The organism is Neptunomonas japonica JAMM 1380 (assembly GCF_016592555.1).
Taxonomy (GTDB): domain Bacteria; phylum Pseudomonadota; class Gammaproteobacteria; order Pseudomonadales; family Balneatricaceae; genus Neptunomonas; species Neptunomonas japonica_A.
Genome location: NZ_AP014546.1, coordinates 3,351,497 through 3,369,858 on the forward strand (window position 1 = coordinate 3,351,497; position 18,362 = coordinate 3,369,858).

Below are 18,362 nucleotides of genomic sequence, written 5' to 3' on the forward strand. Positions count from 1 at the left end.
CGGTTTTTTTATATCCTTGCTACCTTTTAAGCTTCAAAAGGATCACGCAAGACAATCGTTTCGATACGATCTGGACCTGTAGAAATAATATCTACCGGCGTTTCCAGCAACTCTTCTAAACGAGTGATATAACTCTTCGCAGCCGCAGGCAGCTCAGCTAGCGTTTGAGCACCTACAGTTGAATCAGTCCATCCTGGCAACTCTTCATAAATTGGTTCAACCGCATCATAGTCTTCACTACCTGTCAGCGTCTCAACCAAGTTACCCTCAGAGTCACGATAACCAACACAAACCTTAATCACCTCAAGCCCATCCAGAACATCTAACTTAGTCAGACAGATACCAGATACTGAGTTAACCTGAATTGCATGTTTAAGTGCGACAGCATCAAACCAACCACAACGACGCTCACGACCCGTGGTAGCACCAAATTCATGACCTCTTTCACCTAAATACTGACCGATTTCACAGCCAAGCTCAGTAGGGAACGGTCCACTACCCACTCTCGTAGTGTAGGCCTTGGTAATACCTAGAATATAATCCAGATATAAAGGACCAAAACCAGAACCTGTGGAAGCACCACCGGCTGTCGTGTTAGATGAGGTTACGAATGGGTAGGTACCATGATCAATATCTAACAATGATCCCTGCGCACCTTCAAACATGATGCTTTCACCATTCTTGCGCATCTTATGAAGTATCGCCGTGACATCAGCCACCATAGGACGCAACTGCTCAGCCATCTCAAGCGCTTCTGCCAACATACTATCAACATCAACTTCTTCAGCTTGATAATAGTTTTTCAGAACAAAATTATGATACTTCATCACTTCGCGAAGCTTGGCTTCAAAGCGCTCAGCATTCATCAGGTCAGATAGACGCAAACCACGGCGCGCTACCTTATCCTCATAAGCAGGACCAATACCTCGACCAGTAGTACCGATTTTAGCTTCGCCTCGAGCCGCCTCACGCGCCTGATCCAATGCCACATGGTATGGCAAAATCAGCGGACAAGCAGGACTCAGCCTTAAACGCTCACGTACTGGCACTCCAGCCTCTTCCAGACCGCGCATCTCTTTCAATAAAGCCTCAGGAGAAAGCACTACGCCATTACCAATAAGGCAGAGAACTTTTTCACGCAAAATACCTGACGGTATTAAATGCAAAACAGTTTTCTTACCATCGATAACCAATGTATGCCCAGCATTATGGCCACCCTGAAAACGAGCAACTGCTGATACCTGCTCAGTTAGCAAATCGACAATTTTACCCTTGCCTTCATCGCCCCACTGAGTGCCTAAAACAACTACGTTCTTACCCATTGTTGTCTCTAGTTTATTTACGTTAATCGTATGTGATTACAGAGCCGCTAAGACCCACTCTTCACCCTGCTTAACCAATTTCTGGCTAAAAACCGCTGCATCAGTAGCCGTATCTCCAGGCAACTGTTGCATTACTCTAATTCCTTGAGATCGCAAATCAGCAATTTTTTGCATCAAACGAGTGTCACCACCCTCTGGTGCTAAAATGCCTTTTACAATATTGTCATCCACACCAGCAGCAAGGTCTGCTAATGTTTTCAGATCAGCACTAAAACCCGTCGCAGGACGTGCTCGACCAAAATCTTTACCGATCGCATCATAACGACCACCTTTTGCAACCGCCTGGCCAAAAACAGGTGTTAATGCAGAAAAAACCACGCCCGTATGGTAATTATATCCACGTAACTCACCCAGGTCGAAATACAAGTCCACTGCTGGGTAACGCTGCTGAATAATGCCAGAAAGGCGCTCTAAATATGCAATAGCCTCTAAAATCGAAGCATTCGTACCTGCAAATATATCTTTAGCTTTTGCTAGCACTTCCAAACCGCCATTCAACTTAGGCAACTCCGCTAACATCGTAATATAACTTGCGTCGATATCCAGCGAGCCCAAGAACTCCGACAGTTCAGGCAAAGCCTTACGCTGCAACAGCTCCATATACTGAGTAACGACAGAGGCATCTAGATCAGCTTCAACAACTACCCCCTGAAAGATCCCTACATGCCCAAGATCCAAACTTAATTCGTCTTGCAATCCTGAGGCATATAGCGTCTCAAGCATCAAAGAAATGACTTCTATATCACTTTCTATCCCTGCATGCCCATAAAGTTCAGCACCTACTTGCAAAGGATTGCGTGACGCTAACATATTGGCAGAGTGCGTATGTAATACAGAACCACAATAACAAAGTCGGTTTGCACCTTCGACATGCATCCGATGGGCATCAATTCTTGCAACCTGCGGCGTAATATCTGCACGAATACCTAATGTCTGGCCCGTCAATTGATCAACCAACTTAAAGGTATTTAGCTCAAGATCTTTACCCACACCCGTCAAAAGCGAGTCAAAATGCTCCATCAAAGGCGGCATCACTAAGTCATAGCCCCAGCTATCATAAAGATCGAGCATCTTACGGCGCAAAACTTCAACCTGACGCGCATTTGGCGGCAGCATTTCTTTAACGCCATCAGGAAGCAACCAGCGATCAGCCAATGCCATGTATCACTCCAAACCTATTATCAATGAATCAGATAAAGACCCAGCACGCCCGCAAGCATACTAAGTAAACCAATAATTCGCAGCGTGCGATCATCTATATTAGCCAGCTGCTCTACCATTCTCCGCCAACGATGTGGATAAAGAAAAGGCAAAACACCCTCCAGAATCATCACCAGACAAAAAGCTATTGCTATTTCATACCAAAACTCTGATGACATTCACTACCAGCCGCACTTCACATAAAAAACCGGGACTAGGCCCGGTTTTGACGATTTTAACATGGAATCACTCACAAAGTGCAGTCGATTCCTACTTTCTATTACGACTTTATACTATTTTTCAGCACCAGCTGAATTCGACAAGTATTTGAAGAACTCACTATCAGGCTTTAGCAACATTACGTCACCATTACCTGAGAAGGCTTCTGTATAAGCTTTTAAGCTACGCGTAAAAGAGTAAAATTCCGAATCTTTACTGTACGCATTAGCATAAATAGCAGCGGCCGACGCATCACCTTCACCTCGTAAACCCTCTGATTCACGATAAGCTTCAGCAACCAACACTGTTTTTTGGCGGTCTGCATCAGCTCGAATACCTTCCGCTAACTCAAAACCACGCGAACGTAATTCGCGTGCTTCACGCTCACGCTCGGTACGCATACGCTCATAAACAGAGTTTGAAACCTCGGGAGGAAGCTCCACACGCTTTACACGTACATCAATGATGCTTACGCCCAACTCTTTAGAAGCCACTTCATTCAAGCGTCGAATAACTTCCGTCATTACTTCATCACGCTCTCCTGATACCACTTCGTTCAGAGTACGCGCACCAAACTGATTACGCAGTTCGTTCTCTACACGAGCAGAAAGAAGATCAGCAGCCCTGAATTCATCACCAGACGTTGCCGTATAGTAAGTTTCAACACTGTTAATTTTCCACTTCAAAAAAGCATCAACAATCAGACGCTTTTTCTCGATAGTTAAGAACGCTTGTGGGCGACTATCCAGTGTTAAAACACGGCCATCGAATTTACGAATAGTGTTAACGAACGGAATCTTGAAACTCAGACCCGGCTTAATATCCGGCTCCACAATTTCACCAAACTGCAGCTTAACAGCGCGCTCTGTTTCTTTAACAATATAAACAGACTTAGATGCTACCAGTATAATTACGCCCGCTAGGATGATTGAAAATAGTGCTTTCGTACTCATTGTCTACCCTCCCTACGAGTTGTCGCTTGGCTTTGTCTAATCTGATCAACTACCTGATTAGTTACACTTCTTAAAGACTGGTCATCTAAACGTAAGTTACCTGAAGTAACTGCAGGCTGACGACTGCCGTTGTTCTGGATAAGTTTATCCACAGGCAGATACATCATGTTATTACCGCCTTCTACATCAATCAGCACTTTAGCATTTTTAGCTAAGACTTCTTGCATGGTATCAAGATAGAGACGCTCACGCGTAACATCAGGCGCTTTTTCATACTCAGTCAAAAGAGCTGTAAAACGTTTCGATTCACCCTCTGCTTTTGAAACGACCTGCTCACGATAAGCACTTGCCTCTTCCAGCATACGTTGTGCTTTACCGCGCGCTTCAGGAACCACTCCGTTAGCATAAGATTGCGCTTCGTTTTTAACTCGCTGCTCATCTTCACGTGCTTTGATTACATCATCAAATGCATCTTGAACTTGGCTAGGCGCCTGAGCATTTTTAATGTTTACCTGAGTAATAGAGATACCCGTGTTGTAATCAGACATATAGCGCTGTAAACGCTCTTGCACCTGAATAGCCAACGTTTCACGACCTTCCGTCAAGATTGAGTGCATCTCAGATGACCCAACCACATGACGTAAAGCAGATTCAGCCGCATTAGAAAGACTGCCATCAGGATCACGTACACTTAGCTCATAAGCCTTAGGATCAGCAACGACATATTGAGCAGTCACGGCAACATCTACGATGTTTTCATCTTCTGTTAGCATCAATGCCTGATGATCATGACTACGAACTCGCGTTGTATTAACGATACTCACTTCATCAATAAGCGGCGGATTCCACTGCAAACCAGGATTTACCGTTTCGCTATACTTACCTAAGGTAAGTACGACACCACGCTCCTGCTGATCGACGGTATAGAAACCCATACCACCCCACGCAAGAACCGCAACAGCAAGTACGACCCAGATAAAAGCACTGCTACCACCTGCAGGAGAACTACCACCACCGCCACCACCACTCTTCTTACCAGACCCACCAAAAAGATCATTCAGTCGGTCTTGCAATTTACGTAGCGCCTCATCTAAATCTGGTGGGCCTTGATCATTACCACGGTTGCCCTTGTCGTTGCGTTTATCACCGCCACCCCAAGGGTCCTGGCCATTACCATTGCCGCCAGGCTCGTTCCAAGCCATATAGTTCTCCGTTAAAAATCTAATATTTAATAAAATCAGTGCAGAAGATGTTAGTAGACCTCTTCTATACGATATTGTTCAGTTGCCATACCCAATCGACTTAGCATTTGCAATAAGTCTTTGCGCTGCAAGCGAACCTCCAGCTGCATATCGCCATGCTCGTCAATAACTTCATTCAAAACGGCACTTTGGGCATAAAGGTGAGCACGTAATTGCCCATCTTTCGGCTTTAAGCTGATTGTATCGTGAAATACATCATCAGACAGCCGCTCATTGACAGCATTCAATAATAAATCAATACCATCGCCGGATACTGCTGAAAGCCAAACACGTACCGGCTCACCATCACTATTTCGATCAATTCGCGCTTTCTGGCCAGGCATCAAGTCAATTTTATTATAGACCTGAAGCAATGGCACATCATCAGCACCGATCTCTTTTAGCACACGCTCCACTTCATCAATATGACCTTGCCGCTCATCATCACACGCATCAATCAGATGCAATAACAAAGTTGCATCTGTTGTTTCTTGAAGTGTTGCACGAAAAGACTCAACCAATTTGTGCGGTAAGTGACGGATAAACCCAACCGTATCAGCAAGAATTGCCGGGCCAACATCATCCAACTCTATTTTGCGCAACGTAGGATCAAGCGTGGCGAACAACTGGTCAGCCACATACACTTCTGCGTCTGTCATTTTATTAAATAATGATGACTTACCCGCATTGGTGTATCCCACTAGCGAAATAGTTGGCACTTCAGCGCGCTGCCTTGAGCGACGCCCTTGCTCTCGCTGCTTCTGAACTTTATCTAGACGAGCAAGAATAGTTTGAATACGCGCTCTCAATAACCGCCTGTCTGTCTCAAGCTGACTTTCACCCGGACCACGCAGACCGATACCACCTTTTTGGCGCTCAAGGTGAGTCCAGCCTCGCACCAAGCGAGTAGACATATGCTCCAATTGTGCAAGCTCTACTTGCAACTTACCTTCATGGGTTCTAGCTCGTTGCGCAAAAATATCTAATATAAGCCCTGTACGATCCAGTACACGACATTGGATCACACGCTCAACATTTCTTTCTTGAGCAGGAGACAGAGCATGATTAAAAATAACCAATTCAGCTTCATGCAACTGAGTAAGCTGTCTTAGCTCTTCAAGTTTTCCAGTACCAATAAAGAACTTTGCAGTAGGCCTTTGACGGCTGCCCGTTAGTATTTCAACAGGATCAGCCCCGGCAGACAGTGCGAGCTCTTCGAGCTCGCGCGGGGATTCTTGGATAGCCTTAGCAGACATCTCCATATGAACGAGTATGGCTTTTTCGCCTGACTCAGGACGCTCAAAAAACAATCAGTTTATACCTCAGTCGGGTTGTACTTCATCAGGCTGTGGCAATTTCACCGGGCGTGATGGGACAACCGTAGAAATGGCGTGTTTATACACCATCTGGCTTACCGTATTTTTAAGCAAAATAACAAATTGATCGAAAGATTCAATCTGCCCCTGCAGCTTAATACCGTTTACCAAGAAAATTGAAACGGGAACACGTTCCTTGCGTAGAACGTTCAGATAAGGGTCTTGTAGAGACTGCCCTTTTGACATTGGAAACTCCTTCCTGATGAATACTTCATTTATTATGTTAGGTCATTTATCTAAAAATGATAATAAAACCTTTTGTGCACAGCACCAAAACCATATAACTACAGCATTATATAATGGCTGAACCAAACAATTTCAAGCTGTGATTGAGAATATCTTTATCTTCGCTCTTCAACCAGTGTAAGTTTTCCCAGCTTCTGAGCCATGTTATCTGCCTTTTAGCCAGTTGGCGTGTCGCTATAATACCTTTTTCGACCATAGTGTCATGGTCCCATTCACCATCAAGGTATGACCATACTTGGCGATAACCAACACAGCGTACAGATGGCATTTGCGTATGAAGATCACCACGCTGATGCAACGCTTTAACTTCATCAACAAAACCATCTTTCAGCATTATTTTATAACGCAGTGCAATACGTTCATGTAAGGTTTTACGCTCTTCCGGCATTACCGCTAAATTAAGAACATCATACCCGAAACTCTGGTTTTTCTGTTCAGCCCACAATTGCGTTAACGTGCGACCCGTTAGTTCATAGACTTCTAAGGCTCGCTGCAAGCGCTGAGAGTCGTTAGGCGCTAAGCGCTTAGCGGATTCAGGATCAATAATAGACAACTGCGCATGTAATGCAGGCCAGCCTTCACGCTCACCCTTTTCTAATAAGCGCTGACGCACCTCTGAATTAGCTTCAGGTAAAGACGCCAACCCTTTTATCAGAGCGTTGTAATACATCATAGTACCGCCTACCAATAGCGGAATACGACCTTTTGCGGTTATTTCAGCCATTTCACGCAACGCATCAGCTCTAAACTCAGCAGCAGAGTAACTTTGTGAAGGATCTATAATGTCGACTAAGCGATGCGGATATTTTTTCAACATCTGCGCATCGGGTTTGGCTGTACCGATATCCATACCCTTATAAATCAAGGCAGAATCAACACTAATAATATCGCAAGGCAGCTCTTCAGTAAGGCGCATTGCTAAATCAGTTTTACCTGCGGCGGTCGGCCCCATCAAAAAAATTGCTGGGGGTAAGTTAGTCTTAACCATTACTGCCCCCTCATAAACAATTTATCCAGTTCGGCCATACTTAACTGAGTCCATGTTGGACGCCCATGATTGCACTGTCCACTACGCTCTGTCGCCTCCATGTCCCGCAGTAAGCTATTCATTTCAGGAAGAGTCAACTGACGGTTAGCACGAACGGCACCATGACATGCCATCGTGGCTAGTAGCTCATTCATATGCTCTTCTAAACGACGACTACTACCAAACATCAGCATATCGGACAACACATCTCGCAGTAATTGCTCTACATTAGCTTTGGCAAGTGATACGGGTACTTGGCGAATCACTATCGTCTCTTCGCCCATTCGTGCTAATTCAAACCCTAACTTTTCAAACAGCGCATCGAACTCTTCTGCCGCATCTGCCTCGCGCACGCTTAGCGCCACACTTACAGGCACTAGTAGAGGTTGACTTCTAACACCCTCTGCTTCACAAGCTAACTTTAAGCGCTCATAGACGATACGCTCATGGGCGGCATGCATATCCACCAGCACCAAACCTTCTTTATTCTGGGACAATACGTAGATCCCATGCAGTTGCGCTACAGCATATCCCAGCGGCGGGACTTCAGCCATTTCATCAGATTCAAACGGCATCACAGGCGGACTCATAGAAAAACCACCCGCTGAAGGTTGTGAAAAAGTACGATTCTGATGCAACTGCCCGTAAGAGGCTACCTGCTCATTAACACCGGACACCTCACGCGGCTGATGCAGCGGCATATATTGCTGATCAAACTTTTGTTCAGTGGTTGCCTCTACTGCGGTTAATTCCTGTAAAGCAGGCACATTCGAAGCATCAGGGCGAATTTCGCCAATCACTCGATGGATAGATCTAAAAATAAAATCATGAACCAGCCGGCCTTCACGAAAGCGCACCTCGTGCTTCGTTGGATGCACATTTACATCAACCAAGGCGGGGTCTAGCTCCAAATACAGTACATAAGCAGGGTGGCGCCCATGAAATAATACATCGGCATAGGCTTGTCGAACCGCATGCGTAACCAACTTATCCCGAATCATTCGTCCATTAACAAAGAAGTACTGCAAATCAGCCTGACTACGAGAAAATGTCGGTAGCCCAATCCAGCCTCGAAGACTCAAACCAGAAGCTTCCGCGTTCATATCAACGTGTAGCGACTGATCAATAAATGCGGGCCCACAAACCGCAGCAACACGACGCTCTTGTTCTGCTTTAACGCTGGCAGGCTTTAACTGATGGATGATACGGCCATTGTGTTTTAGCTGAAAAGCCACATCAAAACGGCTCAACGCTAAACGCTTTACCACTTCCTCGAGGTGTTTAAATTCGGTGTTTTCAGTTTTTAAAAATTTGCGGCGCGCCGGCGTATTAAAGAACAGGTCACGCATTTCCACCGTAGTCCCCTGCGGGTGTGCTGCAGGGGACAACTGCGCCGACATATCGCGTCCTTCAGTCTGTACCTGCCAAGCATGCTCACTGTCTATACGCCGTGATGTTAACGTCAGGCGCGACACAGAACTGATACTGGCTAGCGCCTCTCCCCGAAAGCCTAAACTGGCTACTGCTTCCAAATCTTCAAGTTCATAAATTTTGGAAGTTGCATGGCGACTCAATGCTAATGGCAGATCATCTTTTTCAATACCATCTCCATCATCACGGATACGAATCAATTTGATTCCCGCTTGCTCAACATCGACTTCCAGACGAGCAGCACCAGCATCCAGACTATTTTCTAGTAATTCTTTTACAACAGAAGCAGGCCGTTCGACCACCTCTCCTGCTGCTATTTGGTTGGCCAGACGAGGAGACAATAAATGAATTTGTGACATGAAAACTCTAATTAATACTCGAATTAAAACTAAAAAAACTAACTGGTGGGAATACGTAAAACCTGACCAATACGGATTTTATCGCCTTTGATGTCATTTGTTTTACGTAAAACATTTAACTTAACACCATGACGCGATGCAATCACTGACAGTGTATCACCGCTGACCACTTGATAACGACGCTGACCAGACTGCTTATAGCCACCATTCTTTTTATAAGCAATGTAAGTATAGGCAGGAGGCTTATTCCAGAAGTGGGATTTAATGCCTGCGTAAATCGCCTTAGCCATTTTACGCTGGTAAGCTGCCGTTTTAAGCAGACGGGCTTCTCCCGGGTTTGAAATAAAACCTGTCTCCACCAAAATTGACGGAATATCAGGTGATTTCAACACCATAAAACCTGCACTTTCTACTCGAGATTTATGCATTTTAGCGAACTTACCAACATTCCCATGAATTTTGCTGGCGATTTGCAGGCTGTCTGAACGGCTAGCCGTCATTGACATATCTAACAGAACCCCCGCCAACACATCATCTTTATCTTCAAGGCTGACACTACCAACACCGCCAATCAGATCAGCACTGTTCTCTTTTCGTGCCAACCAACGCCCCACTTCACTGGTCGCCCCTCTACTGGACAATACCCACACTGAGGCACCACGCGCTCTAGAATCTTTAAACGCATCAGCATGAATAGAAACAAATAAGTCAGCGTTCTTATTACGTGCTTTTTTTGTACGCCCACGTAAGCTGATGTAATAGTCGCCGGAACGAATAAGCTCTGCTTTAAATCCTTTTTCTTTATCAATCAGACGCTTAACTTCTTTTGATATACCTAAAACCACATCTTTTTCACGTACTCGACCCGCACCAATTGCTCCAGGATCTTCACCACCGTGCCCTGCATCTATCGCAATAACGATATCGCGCAACTTACCTTTTGCGTCACTAGGAGTCGCCTTCTTAACGACTGTCTCTTTTGCTGTGTTAAAAAGATCAAGCACCAAACGATGCCCATATTGATCATTGGGTTTTAAGTCAAAACTTCTGGGGCGAATACTTTTATTGAGATCCAACACCACACGTAAATTCTTGCCCTTAGTGCTGGTACGCACTTGCTTGATAGGGCTTCCTTTGAGGTTTAACTTTGAAAGACGGGTTTTGACAGCCGCGTTGTTAATATCTAACACCAAGCGGTCTGGCTTATTCAACGTGAAGATCTTATGTGTCACTGGACCACTTAGGTCGAATACAAGACGAGTATTATCGGGTGCCAACCACATACGAACATTTTTGATGTCTGCAGCATATACAAAGCCTACTGACAGTACACAACTTAACAGTATTGAAGTGCGTACTATGTATTTAATCAAACAAGTCATCATGTCAGGTTAGTCGACGCTCTGTGTTATTAGTTCAGTGATTAGTTTAATGCTTGGTTATCAAGCTGTTGAGACAAGCTATCGGCCGCAGCCTTACCTTTTTGAGTTTTAGCTTTCCAGCGAATAGAACGCCCCTCTCCTGAGAGATCCAATAATATCTCTAAATCGGCTTTAGGTAATAAGCCTTCGCCTTTATCTGGCCACTCAATCAAGCATAACGAACTATCAGTAAAGTAGTCTCGAATACCCATATATTCCAGCTCTTCAGGATCCATCAAACGATACAAGTCAAAATGATAAATAGTACCGCTACCCTGCTCATAAGGCTCCACAAGCGTATAAGTCGGACTTTTAACCGTTCCTTGATGGCCTGCGGCTCGAATAACCCCACGACTTAGTGTTGTTTTCCCCATGCCCAAATCGCCAACTAGGTTAACCACACCCTGATGCTGCATTGCACGTAATAGCTCAGCACCAAACTGTTCCATCGCTGCTTCATCTTTTGCAAAAAATTCTTGTTGCATTTAGCTTACACTTTTCTGTTTAAAATCAATCTAACATAAGGGAAAAGGTCTGTCGCTTTCAAGCCTCGTTCCCCACTTTGCCGCACACACAAATCTGCGGCCGCCGAGTGAGCATATACGCCAATTCTAGCCGCATCAACTGGACTAAGCTTTTGCGCTAATAAGCCACCAATAATGCCTGACAAAACATCTCCCATCCCCCCCGATGCCATGCCTGGATTTCCGGCACTGCACAAATGCACTACATCACCATCGGTAATCAGTGACCCCGCCCCTTTAAGTACAACGGTACCACCCGCTGTGCGTTGCAGCTCCATCACACTAGCAATGCGGTCTTTTTGCAATACATCGATCTCGTTCCTCAACAAACGAGCAGCCTCTCCCGGATGAGGCGTTAAGATCCAATTTTTACGTGATAACTGATTAAATTTACCTTTCTTCAATAAACTATTTAAACCATCAGCATCAATAACCGCAGGTAGATTGCTTTTCCATACTGCCTGAAGCATCTGATCGGCCCATGCCTGCTGCCCTAGCCCGGGGCCGAATACGATGACATCAGCCTGTTCAAGTAAAGGCAATAGCTCTAGTCCAGACTCGACAGCACGCACCATGACCTCTGGACACCGGCATAGTGCCGCTGTTATATGCTCAGTTCTTGTTGCTAAAGTAACTTTTCCCGCGCCACTATACAGCGCCGCTTCAGCAGCCATAATAGCAGCGCCTCCCATACCTTGATCACCTCCAATAACGAGTACATGACCAAAAGCCCCCTTATGAGCCGCTCTTGAACGCACCGGCAAACACTCAGCCACATCATCAGATCCTAAGCGAAAAGCGCTGACAGAAACCTGCTCATACACTGATTCAGGTATATGCAAACCGTCAAATAACAGCTCACCTACATGCTCCACGGCTTGGTGCATGAAAAGCCCGAGTTTTAGGCCGATAAAAGTAACAGTAACATCAGCTTTAACCGCACAACCTAAAACTCGACCAGTATCCGCGCATAGCCCTGAAGGAATATCAACAGAGATCACCGGGCACATCCCTCGATTCAACTTATTGATTGCTAATTGAAACTTCCCTCTAACATTACCCGTTAAGCCAGTACCCAATAATGCATCAACAATTACCTCACCTACAAATGCTTGGTCAACCTGAACAGCATCGAACTTAACACCTTCACTGCTTGCCCATAACCACGCTTCTCTAGCTTCTCCTCTAAGCTCGCTAGCAAAATCATCATTGCCAACGTAAAGCGCTTGTACTGAAAAGCCTTTTTGCCGTGCCAATGCCGCAACAATAAAACCATCACCGCCATTATTTCCACCCCCACATAGCACCGTAAGGCTTTTCATATCTGGCCAACGCTTTTGAATTTCTAAAAAAACAGCGCGCCCAGCCCGCTTCATTAATGTAAAGCCAGGTATGCCGGCTTCTTCAATAGCGGTTTTATCCAGTAAACGAGTTTGCTCAGCTGTGTATAATGTACCAGGTAGCTCTTTCATAACCTTACGCTTCCAAACACTGGGTGACTTTATTCATTATAGTTGAAGCGATAGCTAAACAGGCAAGTATTGATCGTGACTGATTCTGTTTCATCCACACCTATTCAACCCGCACAGCCAACTGCTCCAGAGCTGTCTGATAAAAAATTAACGGCATTAGCAAAACAAGTCCATCTTTGGGCGGCTGAAGCGGGCTTTCAAGAATGTGGCATTGTGGATCCAGATCTTGAAGAAGACGCCAATCAATTACACCAATGGCTAGAAAAACACTATCACGGAGAAATGAGCTACCTTGCTACAAATACTGACAAACGCCGTGCCCCTTACTTACTCGTCCCAGGAAGCTGCCGCATTATCAGCGTAAGAATGGACTATACACCGCCTGCTTTTTCTTCTTTAAAGGTGCTTAATTCCCCAGAAAAAGCCTATATAGCACGCTATACGCTAGGCCGGGATTATCACAAGATGATGCGTAAACGTCTAACACAGCTAGGAAAACGCATTGCAGAAGCCGCCGGCAATATGGGCTATCGCGCCTTTGTCGATAGCGCCCCTGTGATGGAACGCCCCATTGCACAACAAGCAGGCATTGGCTGGACAGGAAAACATACTCTCATTCTGAACCGACATGCAGGCTCATGGTTTTTCCTGGGTGAACTATTTATCGATTTACCACTGCCGACAGATCCTCCTGTAGAAAAGCAACACTGCGGCTCCTGCACAGCCTGCCTCGATATCTGCCCAACTAAGGCTTTTACCGGGCCCTATGAATTAGACGCTACACGTTGCATCTCTTATCTAACGATCGAGAAAAAAGGCGCCATTCCAGAAGAGCTAAGACCCCTAATGGGTAACCGAATTTTTGGCTGTGATGATTGCCAATTGGTATGCCCATGGAACCGCTTTGCTAAACAGACGGAAGAAACAGACTTTCATCCGCGTCACCAGCTGGATGATGTCTCTTTGATTGATCTATTCAACTGGAATGAAGCAGCATTTTTGAAACGCACTGAAGGCTCCGCTATTCGCCGCACAGGGTATGATGGCTGGCTACGTAACATCGCCGTTGCGTTGGGTAATAGTGGTGGCGGAAAAGAAGTAATCGACGCCTTAGAAGCCAAACGCCCGCACTGTTCAGAGATGGTAACAGAACACATTGATTGGGCTATCAAACGCTTATCCGACGGCGAAACACTGCTATCGCCTATTCAGCTAAAGTGACTTGAATTAGCCCGGCCAGTCAAAGCCTTGTTAAGAAGTAAGGCGCGCATAGAGCTGCGGTAGCTTAGCGGGCAATTCTGCTGCTCGCCTAATCAAGGTGTAATGACCACGACCAAACAGATAAGGTAAATAGTCTTCTGCTTCTTCATCGATAGTGATACAGAAAGGAATCAGGCCAGCTTTACGCGCTTCAATAATCGCCATTCGCGTATCTTCAATACCGTAGCGGCCCTCATAATAGTCTAAATCGTTCGGCTTACCATCGGTCAAAATCAGCAGCAGCTTTTGCTTTTGTGGCTGCAAGTTCAATAATTCAGTAGAACGACGTATGGCAGCCCCCATACGCGTGTAATAACCCGGTTTAATCGCTTCAATTTGCTGACGCGCCTGACGACCATACGCTTGATTAAAACCTTTCAGCATATGAAAACGTACATGATTACGATAACGCGAAGAGAAGCCACATATTGAGAACTGATCACCCGTTTGCTGTAACGCTTCACTAAACAGGTACAAGCTATCCCGGATAATATCGATGACTCTTGCCTGATCACCCACCCAAGCATCGGTAGAAAGCGACAAATCAGCCAATAACAAGCACGCCAGGTCTCTATCTTTTTTCTCTAGAGCAGAATACAAACGTGGCTCTTCAACCTGTTGGCCAGCAGCACGCTGCCCCCGAAATTTAAGATACGCCTCAAGATCCAGTTCACTACCCTCTTCCTGATGCTTAACCCAAGTAGACTGGGGGCGTAATGCCATAAATTGACGACGCAAACGCCGTGCTGCTGGCCTGAGTCTTTCGGGCAGTTCTCCTGCATCTGTTACTGCGGCTTTAATGGTCAAAAGACTACAGTGATCCTTCACTAATATTTGTTTTCTAAAATCCCACTCTGGTAATAAGTGCCCCTCACCTAGAATGACCTCCTCCTCTTCAGCTGAGGGTAGGTCTAAATCAAAGCGAACGCTTTTAGCCGTCGTATTATTATCACGAGTGATGGTAAGTTCATCCATCTCATTGGCATTATTTTCAGCGTCTTGCAGATCATCGTCTTCATCTTCGGAACGATCAAGATTGGCCATTTCAGCGACACTAAACAAACTAGTTTCATGACGTAACGTCAGTAAGCCACCTTTGTTATTATCCGCCTTTTTCCGCTTCGCTTTTCGCTTACGCTGCTGCTCAGACTGCTTAGTCTCTCCTTGCGAGGAAGGCTCTTGCTGACTAGCCGACTGGCAAACTTCACTAGCAATAGCGCTTTGAGGAGGTGATGGATGCAACCACAAGAGCACTGGCAACGGGTCACGTGGACATTCACTCAAATGCGCCACGGTACCAGGAGAGTACAAAGCTTTTTGAATGTCTCGTTCTTGAGCACTTTCTTCTGCATTCAACTTGTCCACATTTGGCCGTAAGCTAATAGCCGCTGTCACTAAACGATGATAACGATCAACCAAACCTGGGTAACGTTGCAGGATAAACAACACTTGTTGCTGGCTACGGGAAATCCAACCGAGGTCATCAAAAGCGGGGGCTGTCGCCATTGCGGCTAACCAGTAATAAAGTTCTCTATTGAGGTCAGCCTTAGGAAATAAATTAATACGATCGGGAAGGTGTAACGTCTCAGCGCTACGCCACGCCAGTGAGATACGTTTACCGCTACCGGCTACTCGTTGTAACCAGTGACGCCGCTGTGAGGACTCTGTTTGCACAGAAGCACGAATACTCAACCCGCCATCGCCGCCTAAAGTACGAAAGAAAATGGAGAGCGGCTTGCGAACACTATCGAGGGTAACCGCTTCATGCTCCCAGGCAGGATCAGCCATTCGCCTAATCAACCGATCCCAATACTTACCAACCTGCTCTTCCATCGGATGACCTCATTAATAATACTCACAGCGCAATAAAAGAAGCCGCTGCCAAAAAAAGTGCTTATCAGCAATCATTTAAAAGTTAGCTTTTACCACTTCCATCAACGCAGTAATGGTATCTTCATCATCAGTGAGCGATTCAACCAAGCCTGCTCTACATGCCTCTACAGGATCAAATCCTGCTTTTATTAAGGTAGCGGCATACACCAAAAGACGTGTACTAGCGCCCTCCTCTAAATCCATATCTTTTAAGCCACGCAAGCCGGTAGCTAAGTTAATAAGCCGCTGTGCATTGGCTGAATCCAAACCCGTTTCGGCTTCAAGAACGCGTCTCTCTTCTTCAGGTTTTAAATAATTAAAACTCATTGAAATAAAACGCTGTCGCGTGCTGGGTTTAAGGCCTTTCATCAGGTTTTGATAACCCGGGTTATAAGAAACCACTAACATGAAATTTTTAGGTGCATGCAGCAGCTCATTAGTACGGTCTATTGGTAAAATTCGTCGATCATCCGTGAGTGGGTGAATAACCACAGTCGTATCTTTACGTGCTTCAACCACTTCATCCAAATAGCAGATACCACCCTCACGAACAGCCCTCGTTAAAGGACCATCATGCCACTGGGTCATACCATCACCGATAAGGTAACGACCCACTAGATCAGAGGCAGTTAAGTCGTCATGACAGGAAACCGTATGTAAGGGCAGCCCCAAACGCTCGGCCATATGACTAATGAAACGAGTTTTACCACAGCCTGTTGGGCCTTTAATCAAGACTGGTAACTGGTTCTCATAGGCATGAGTAAACAGCTCTACTTCGTTATGTTGTGGCAGGTAAAAAGGCGCGGCTTCATTGTCGACACCAAGATTCAGCTCAACTGTATTAGCAGTAGACATAAGAATCTCCGTAAGAATTTTTAAAAAAAGAAGCGCTTTGGCTTTATCAGCCAAAGCGCCATATGAGCTTACGCTCGAGCGGTTTCTTGAGTACTTTCTTCAGTCGCTTTTGAGTTTACTTTTGCTAATACTTTTGCGTTGTCACGTGCAGCTTCTGCATCAGTTCCAATGAAGAAACTCCACAGATACACACCTAAACCACCTAGGAAGAACACCCCAGCCAATTCACGCAACCAAAAGAAGATAGCAATCTTGTCCTGCACAACCATAAATGGCATCGGCGTATCGGTATAGCGCTGTAGCCATACTTGAACAACACCGGCAGCGGTCAAGAACAAGGTAATAAATACCATGGATACCGTCATCAACCAGAAGCCCCACATTTCAGCAACCTGAGAACGGTTACTGTTAGCAATACGACCACGCATTAACGGCATGGCATAAGAGATAATGCACATTACCACCATTGCATAAGCACCATAGAAAGCCATATGACCATGAGCAGCAGTCAACTGTGTACCGTGCGTGTAGTAGTTAACCGGTGCTAATGTGTGTAGGAAGCCCCATACACCTGCTCCCAAGAAAGCCATTACACCCGTACCCATAGCCCAGAGGATAGCAGCTCTATTTGGATGCTCACGGCGACGTTTATTCACCATATTGAAAGCAAACAATGTCATCATAAAGAATGGAATTGGTTCCATCGCAGAGAACACAGACCCCAACCACTGCCAGTATTCAGGCGCACCAATCCAGAAGTAATGATGCCCTGTACCCAAAATTCCGGTAATCAGTGCCATAGCAACGATCATGTACAACCATTTTTCAATCACTTCGCGGTCAACACCGGTTACTTTAATCAACACGAATGCCAACAATGAACCGAGAATCAGTTCCCACACACCCTCTACCCACAGATGGACAACCCACCACCAGTAGAACTTGTCACGTACCAAGTTTTCAGGATTGTAGAAAGAAAAAAGGAACATCACAGCCAAACCGATTAAACCAATCATCAAAATGCTGCTGATCACTGTTTTACGGCCACGCAGTACTGTCATTCCTACATTGAACACAAAACCCAACGCAACAATCACGATACCAATTTTAGTCAGCAGTGGCTGCTCTAGAAACTCACGTCCCATCGTAGGCAACAGGTCGTTACCTGTCATTTCAGCTAGGCGGGCATACGGCACTAGTAAATAACCAAGAATCGTTAATGCGCCTGCAACCAAAAAGACCCAAAAAAGCACGATGGCCAGTTTTGGGCTCCACAGCTCAGTTTCTGATTCCTCTGGAATCAAGTAGTAAGCTGCACCCATAAAGCCAAACAACAGCCACACGATTAAGAGATTAGTGTGCACCATACGTGCAACGTTGAATGGGATTGCCGGAAACATAAAGTCTCCGATAACGTACTGCAGCCCCATGATCAAACCAAACAAGATTTGCCCCGTAAAGAGGCCCAGTGCAGCGATAAAATACAGTCGCGCAACCTTTTGAGATTCATACTTCATATTGATG

General features: G+C 45.6%; 16 protein-coding genes. 1 reads left to right on the forward strand and 15 read right to left on the reverse strand.

Annotation, left to right across the window (positions count from 1 at the left end):
* Positions 1 to 26: 26 nt before the first annotated feature.
* From NEJAP_RS15785 to NEJAP_RS15840, 12 genes are all read right to left on the reverse strand, one after another.
* Positions 27 to 1,322, reverse strand: a complete 1,296-nt coding sequence (locus tag NEJAP_RS15785) for an adenylosuccinate synthase (RefSeq protein WP_201348124.1) — start codon at positions 1,320 to 1,322, stop codon at positions 27 to 29.
* A 36-nt stretch (positions 1,323 to 1,358) separates the two neighbouring features.
* Positions 1,359 to 2,543 carry an ATP phosphoribosyltransferase regulatory subunit gene (locus NEJAP_RS15790; RefSeq protein WP_201348125.1) on the reverse strand — a complete coding sequence of 395 codons (1,185 nt, stop codon included), beginning with the start codon at positions 2,541 to 2,543 and terminating at the stop codon, positions 1,359 to 1,361.
* A gap of 20 nt (positions 2,544 to 2,563) precedes the next feature.
* Positions 2,564 to 2,761, reverse strand: coding sequence for a DUF2065 domain-containing protein (locus tag NEJAP_RS15795; protein WP_201348126.1), 198 nt, complete (start codon positions 2,759 to 2,761; stop codon positions 2,564 to 2,566).
* Positions 2,762 to 2,875: 114 nt separating this feature from the next.
* The gene (hflC, locus tag NEJAP_RS15800) at positions 2,876 to 3,754 is read right to left on the reverse strand and encodes a protease modulator HflC (protein WP_201348127.1); all 879 of its coding nucleotides are present in this window, start codon (positions 3,752 to 3,754) and stop codon (positions 2,876 to 2,878) included.
* The gene (gene hflK, locus NEJAP_RS15805) at positions 3,751 to 4,956 is read right to left on the reverse strand and encodes an FtsH protease activity modulator HflK (RefSeq protein ID WP_201348128.1); all 1,206 of its coding nucleotides are present in this window, start codon (positions 4,954 to 4,956) and stop codon (positions 3,751 to 3,753) included. The genes hflC and hflK overlap by 4 nt, the downstream gene beginning before the upstream one ends.
* Before the next feature lie 50 nt (positions 4,957 to 5,006).
* Positions 5,007 to 6,305, reverse strand: a complete 1,299-nt coding sequence (hflX, locus tag NEJAP_RS15810) for a ribosome rescue GTPase HflX (protein ID WP_201348129.1) — start codon at positions 6,303 to 6,305, stop codon at positions 5,007 to 5,009.
* Positions 6,306 to 6,317: 12 nt separating this feature from the next.
* On the reverse strand, positions 6,318 to 6,557 hold the full coding sequence (gene hfq / locus NEJAP_RS15815; RefSeq protein ID WP_028469893.1) for an RNA chaperone Hfq: 240 nt from the start codon (positions 6,555 to 6,557) through the stop codon (positions 6,318 to 6,320).
* A 106-nt stretch (positions 6,558 to 6,663) separates the two neighbouring features.
* The gene (gene miaA / locus NEJAP_RS15820) at positions 6,664 to 7,605 is read right to left on the reverse strand and encodes a tRNA (adenosine(37)-N6)-dimethylallyltransferase MiaA (protein WP_201348130.1); all 942 of its coding nucleotides are present in this window, start codon (positions 7,603 to 7,605) and stop codon (positions 6,664 to 6,666) included.
* Entirely contained in the window at positions 7,605 to 9,434 is a 1,830-nt protein-coding gene (gene mutL / locus NEJAP_RS15825) for a DNA mismatch repair endonuclease MutL (RefSeq protein ID WP_201348131.1), read from the reverse strand. The genes miaA and mutL overlap by 1 nt, the downstream gene beginning before the upstream one ends.
* A 38-nt stretch (positions 9,435 to 9,472) precedes the next feature.
* Positions 9,473 to 10,816 carry an N-acetylmuramoyl-L-alanine amidase gene (locus tag NEJAP_RS15830; protein ID WP_201350675.1) on the reverse strand — a complete coding sequence of 448 codons (1,344 nt, stop codon included), beginning with the start codon at positions 10,814 to 10,816 and terminating at the stop codon, positions 9,473 to 9,475.
* Positions 10,817 to 10,857: 41 nt separating this feature from the next.
* Positions 10,858 to 11,340 (reverse strand): tRNA (adenosine(37)-N6)-threonylcarbamoyltransferase complex ATPase subunit type 1 TsaE, encoded by a 483-nt coding sequence (gene tsaE, locus NEJAP_RS15835; protein WP_201348132.1) that lies wholly within the window; start codon positions 11,338 to 11,340, stop codon positions 10,858 to 10,860.
* Between the two features lie 5 nt (positions 11,341 to 11,345).
* Positions 11,346 to 12,851, reverse strand: a complete 1,506-nt coding sequence (locus NEJAP_RS15840) for an NAD(P)H-hydrate dehydratase (protein ID WP_201348133.1) — start codon at positions 12,849 to 12,851, stop codon at positions 11,346 to 11,348.
* 75 nt (positions 12,852 to 12,926) lie between these two features.
* Here NEJAP_RS15840 and queG point away from each other — a divergent pair, with 75 nt between their 5' ends.
* Complete coding sequence (gene queG / locus NEJAP_RS15845) at positions 12,927 to 14,072, forward strand: tRNA epoxyqueuosine(34) reductase QueG (protein WP_329610912.1); 1,146 nt, start codon at positions 12,927 to 12,929, stop codon at positions 14,070 to 14,072.
* A 30-nt stretch (positions 14,073 to 14,102) separates the two neighbouring features.
* Here queG and NEJAP_RS15850 read toward each other — a convergent pair whose 3' ends face one another.
* From NEJAP_RS15850 to NEJAP_RS15860, 3 genes are all read right to left on the reverse strand, one after another.
* The gene (locus NEJAP_RS15850) at positions 14,103 to 15,944 is read right to left on the reverse strand and encodes a nitric oxide reductase activation protein NorD (protein WP_201348134.1); all 1,842 of its coding nucleotides are present in this window, start codon (positions 15,942 to 15,944) and stop codon (positions 14,103 to 14,105) included.
* A gap of 75 nt (positions 15,945 to 16,019) precedes the next feature.
* A complete protein-coding gene (locus NEJAP_RS15855) occupies positions 16,020 to 16,838 on the reverse strand; it encodes a CbbQ/NirQ/NorQ/GpvN family protein (RefSeq protein ID WP_201348135.1) in 819 nt (272 codons plus the stop codon).
* 68 nt (positions 16,839 to 16,906) lie between these two features.
* Positions 16,907 to 18,355, reverse strand: coding sequence for a cbb3-type cytochrome c oxidase subunit I (locus NEJAP_RS15860; RefSeq protein WP_329610913.1), 1,449 nt, complete (start codon positions 18,353 to 18,355; stop codon positions 16,907 to 16,909).
* Positions 18,356 to 18,362: the final 7 nt, after the last annotated feature.

Coding starts and splice junctions, on each gene's coding strand:
- hflK (WP_201348128.1), bottom strand. CDS start 4,956: ATGGCTTGGAACGAGCCTGGCGGCAATGGTAATGGCCAGGACCCTTGG.
- NEJAP_RS15860 (WP_329610913.1), bottom strand. CDS start 18,355: ATGAAGTATGAATCTCAAAAGGTTGCGCGACTGTATTTTATCGCTGCA.
- NEJAP_RS15790 (WP_201348125.1), bottom strand. CDS start 2,543: ATGGCATTGGCTGATCGCTGGTTGCTTCCTGATGGCGTTAAAGAAATG.
- miaA (WP_201348130.1), bottom strand. CDS start 7,605: ATGGTTAAGACTAACTTACCCCCAGCAATTTTTTTGATGGGGCCGACC.
- NEJAP_RS15855 (WP_201348135.1), bottom strand. CDS start 16,838: ATGTCTACTGCTAATACAGTTGAGCTGAATCTTGGTGTCGACAATGAA.
- NEJAP_RS15850 (WP_201348134.1), bottom strand. CDS start 15,944: ATGGAAGAGCAGGTTGGTAAGTATTGGGATCGGTTGATTAGGCGAATG.
- NEJAP_RS15840 (WP_201348133.1), bottom strand. CDS start 12,851: ATGAAAGAGCTACCTGGTACATTATACACAGCTGAGCAAACTCGTTTA.
- hfq (WP_028469893.1), bottom strand. CDS start 6,557: ATGTCAAAAGGGCAGTCTCTACAAGACCCTTATCTGAACGTTCTACGC.
- NEJAP_RS15785 (WP_201348124.1), bottom strand. CDS start 1,322: ATGGGTAAGAACGTAGTTGTTTTAGGCACTCAGTGGGGCGATGAAGGC.
- hflC (WP_201348127.1), bottom strand. CDS start 3,754: ATGAGTACGAAAGCACTATTTTCAATCATCCTAGCGGGCGTAATTATA.
- mutL (WP_201348131.1), bottom strand. CDS start 9,434: ATGTCACAAATTCATTTATTGTCTCCTCGTCTGGCCAACCAAATAGCA.
- tsaE (WP_201348132.1), bottom strand. CDS start 11,340: ATGCAACAAGAATTTTTTGCAAAAGATGAAGCAGCGATGGAACAGTTT.
- NEJAP_RS15795 (WP_201348126.1), bottom strand. CDS start 2,761: ATGTCATCAGAGTTTTGGTATGAAATAGCAATAGCTTTTTGTCTGGTG.
- NEJAP_RS15830 (WP_201350675.1), bottom strand. CDS start 10,816: ATGACTTGTTTGATTAAATACATAGTACGCACTTCAATACTGTTAAGT.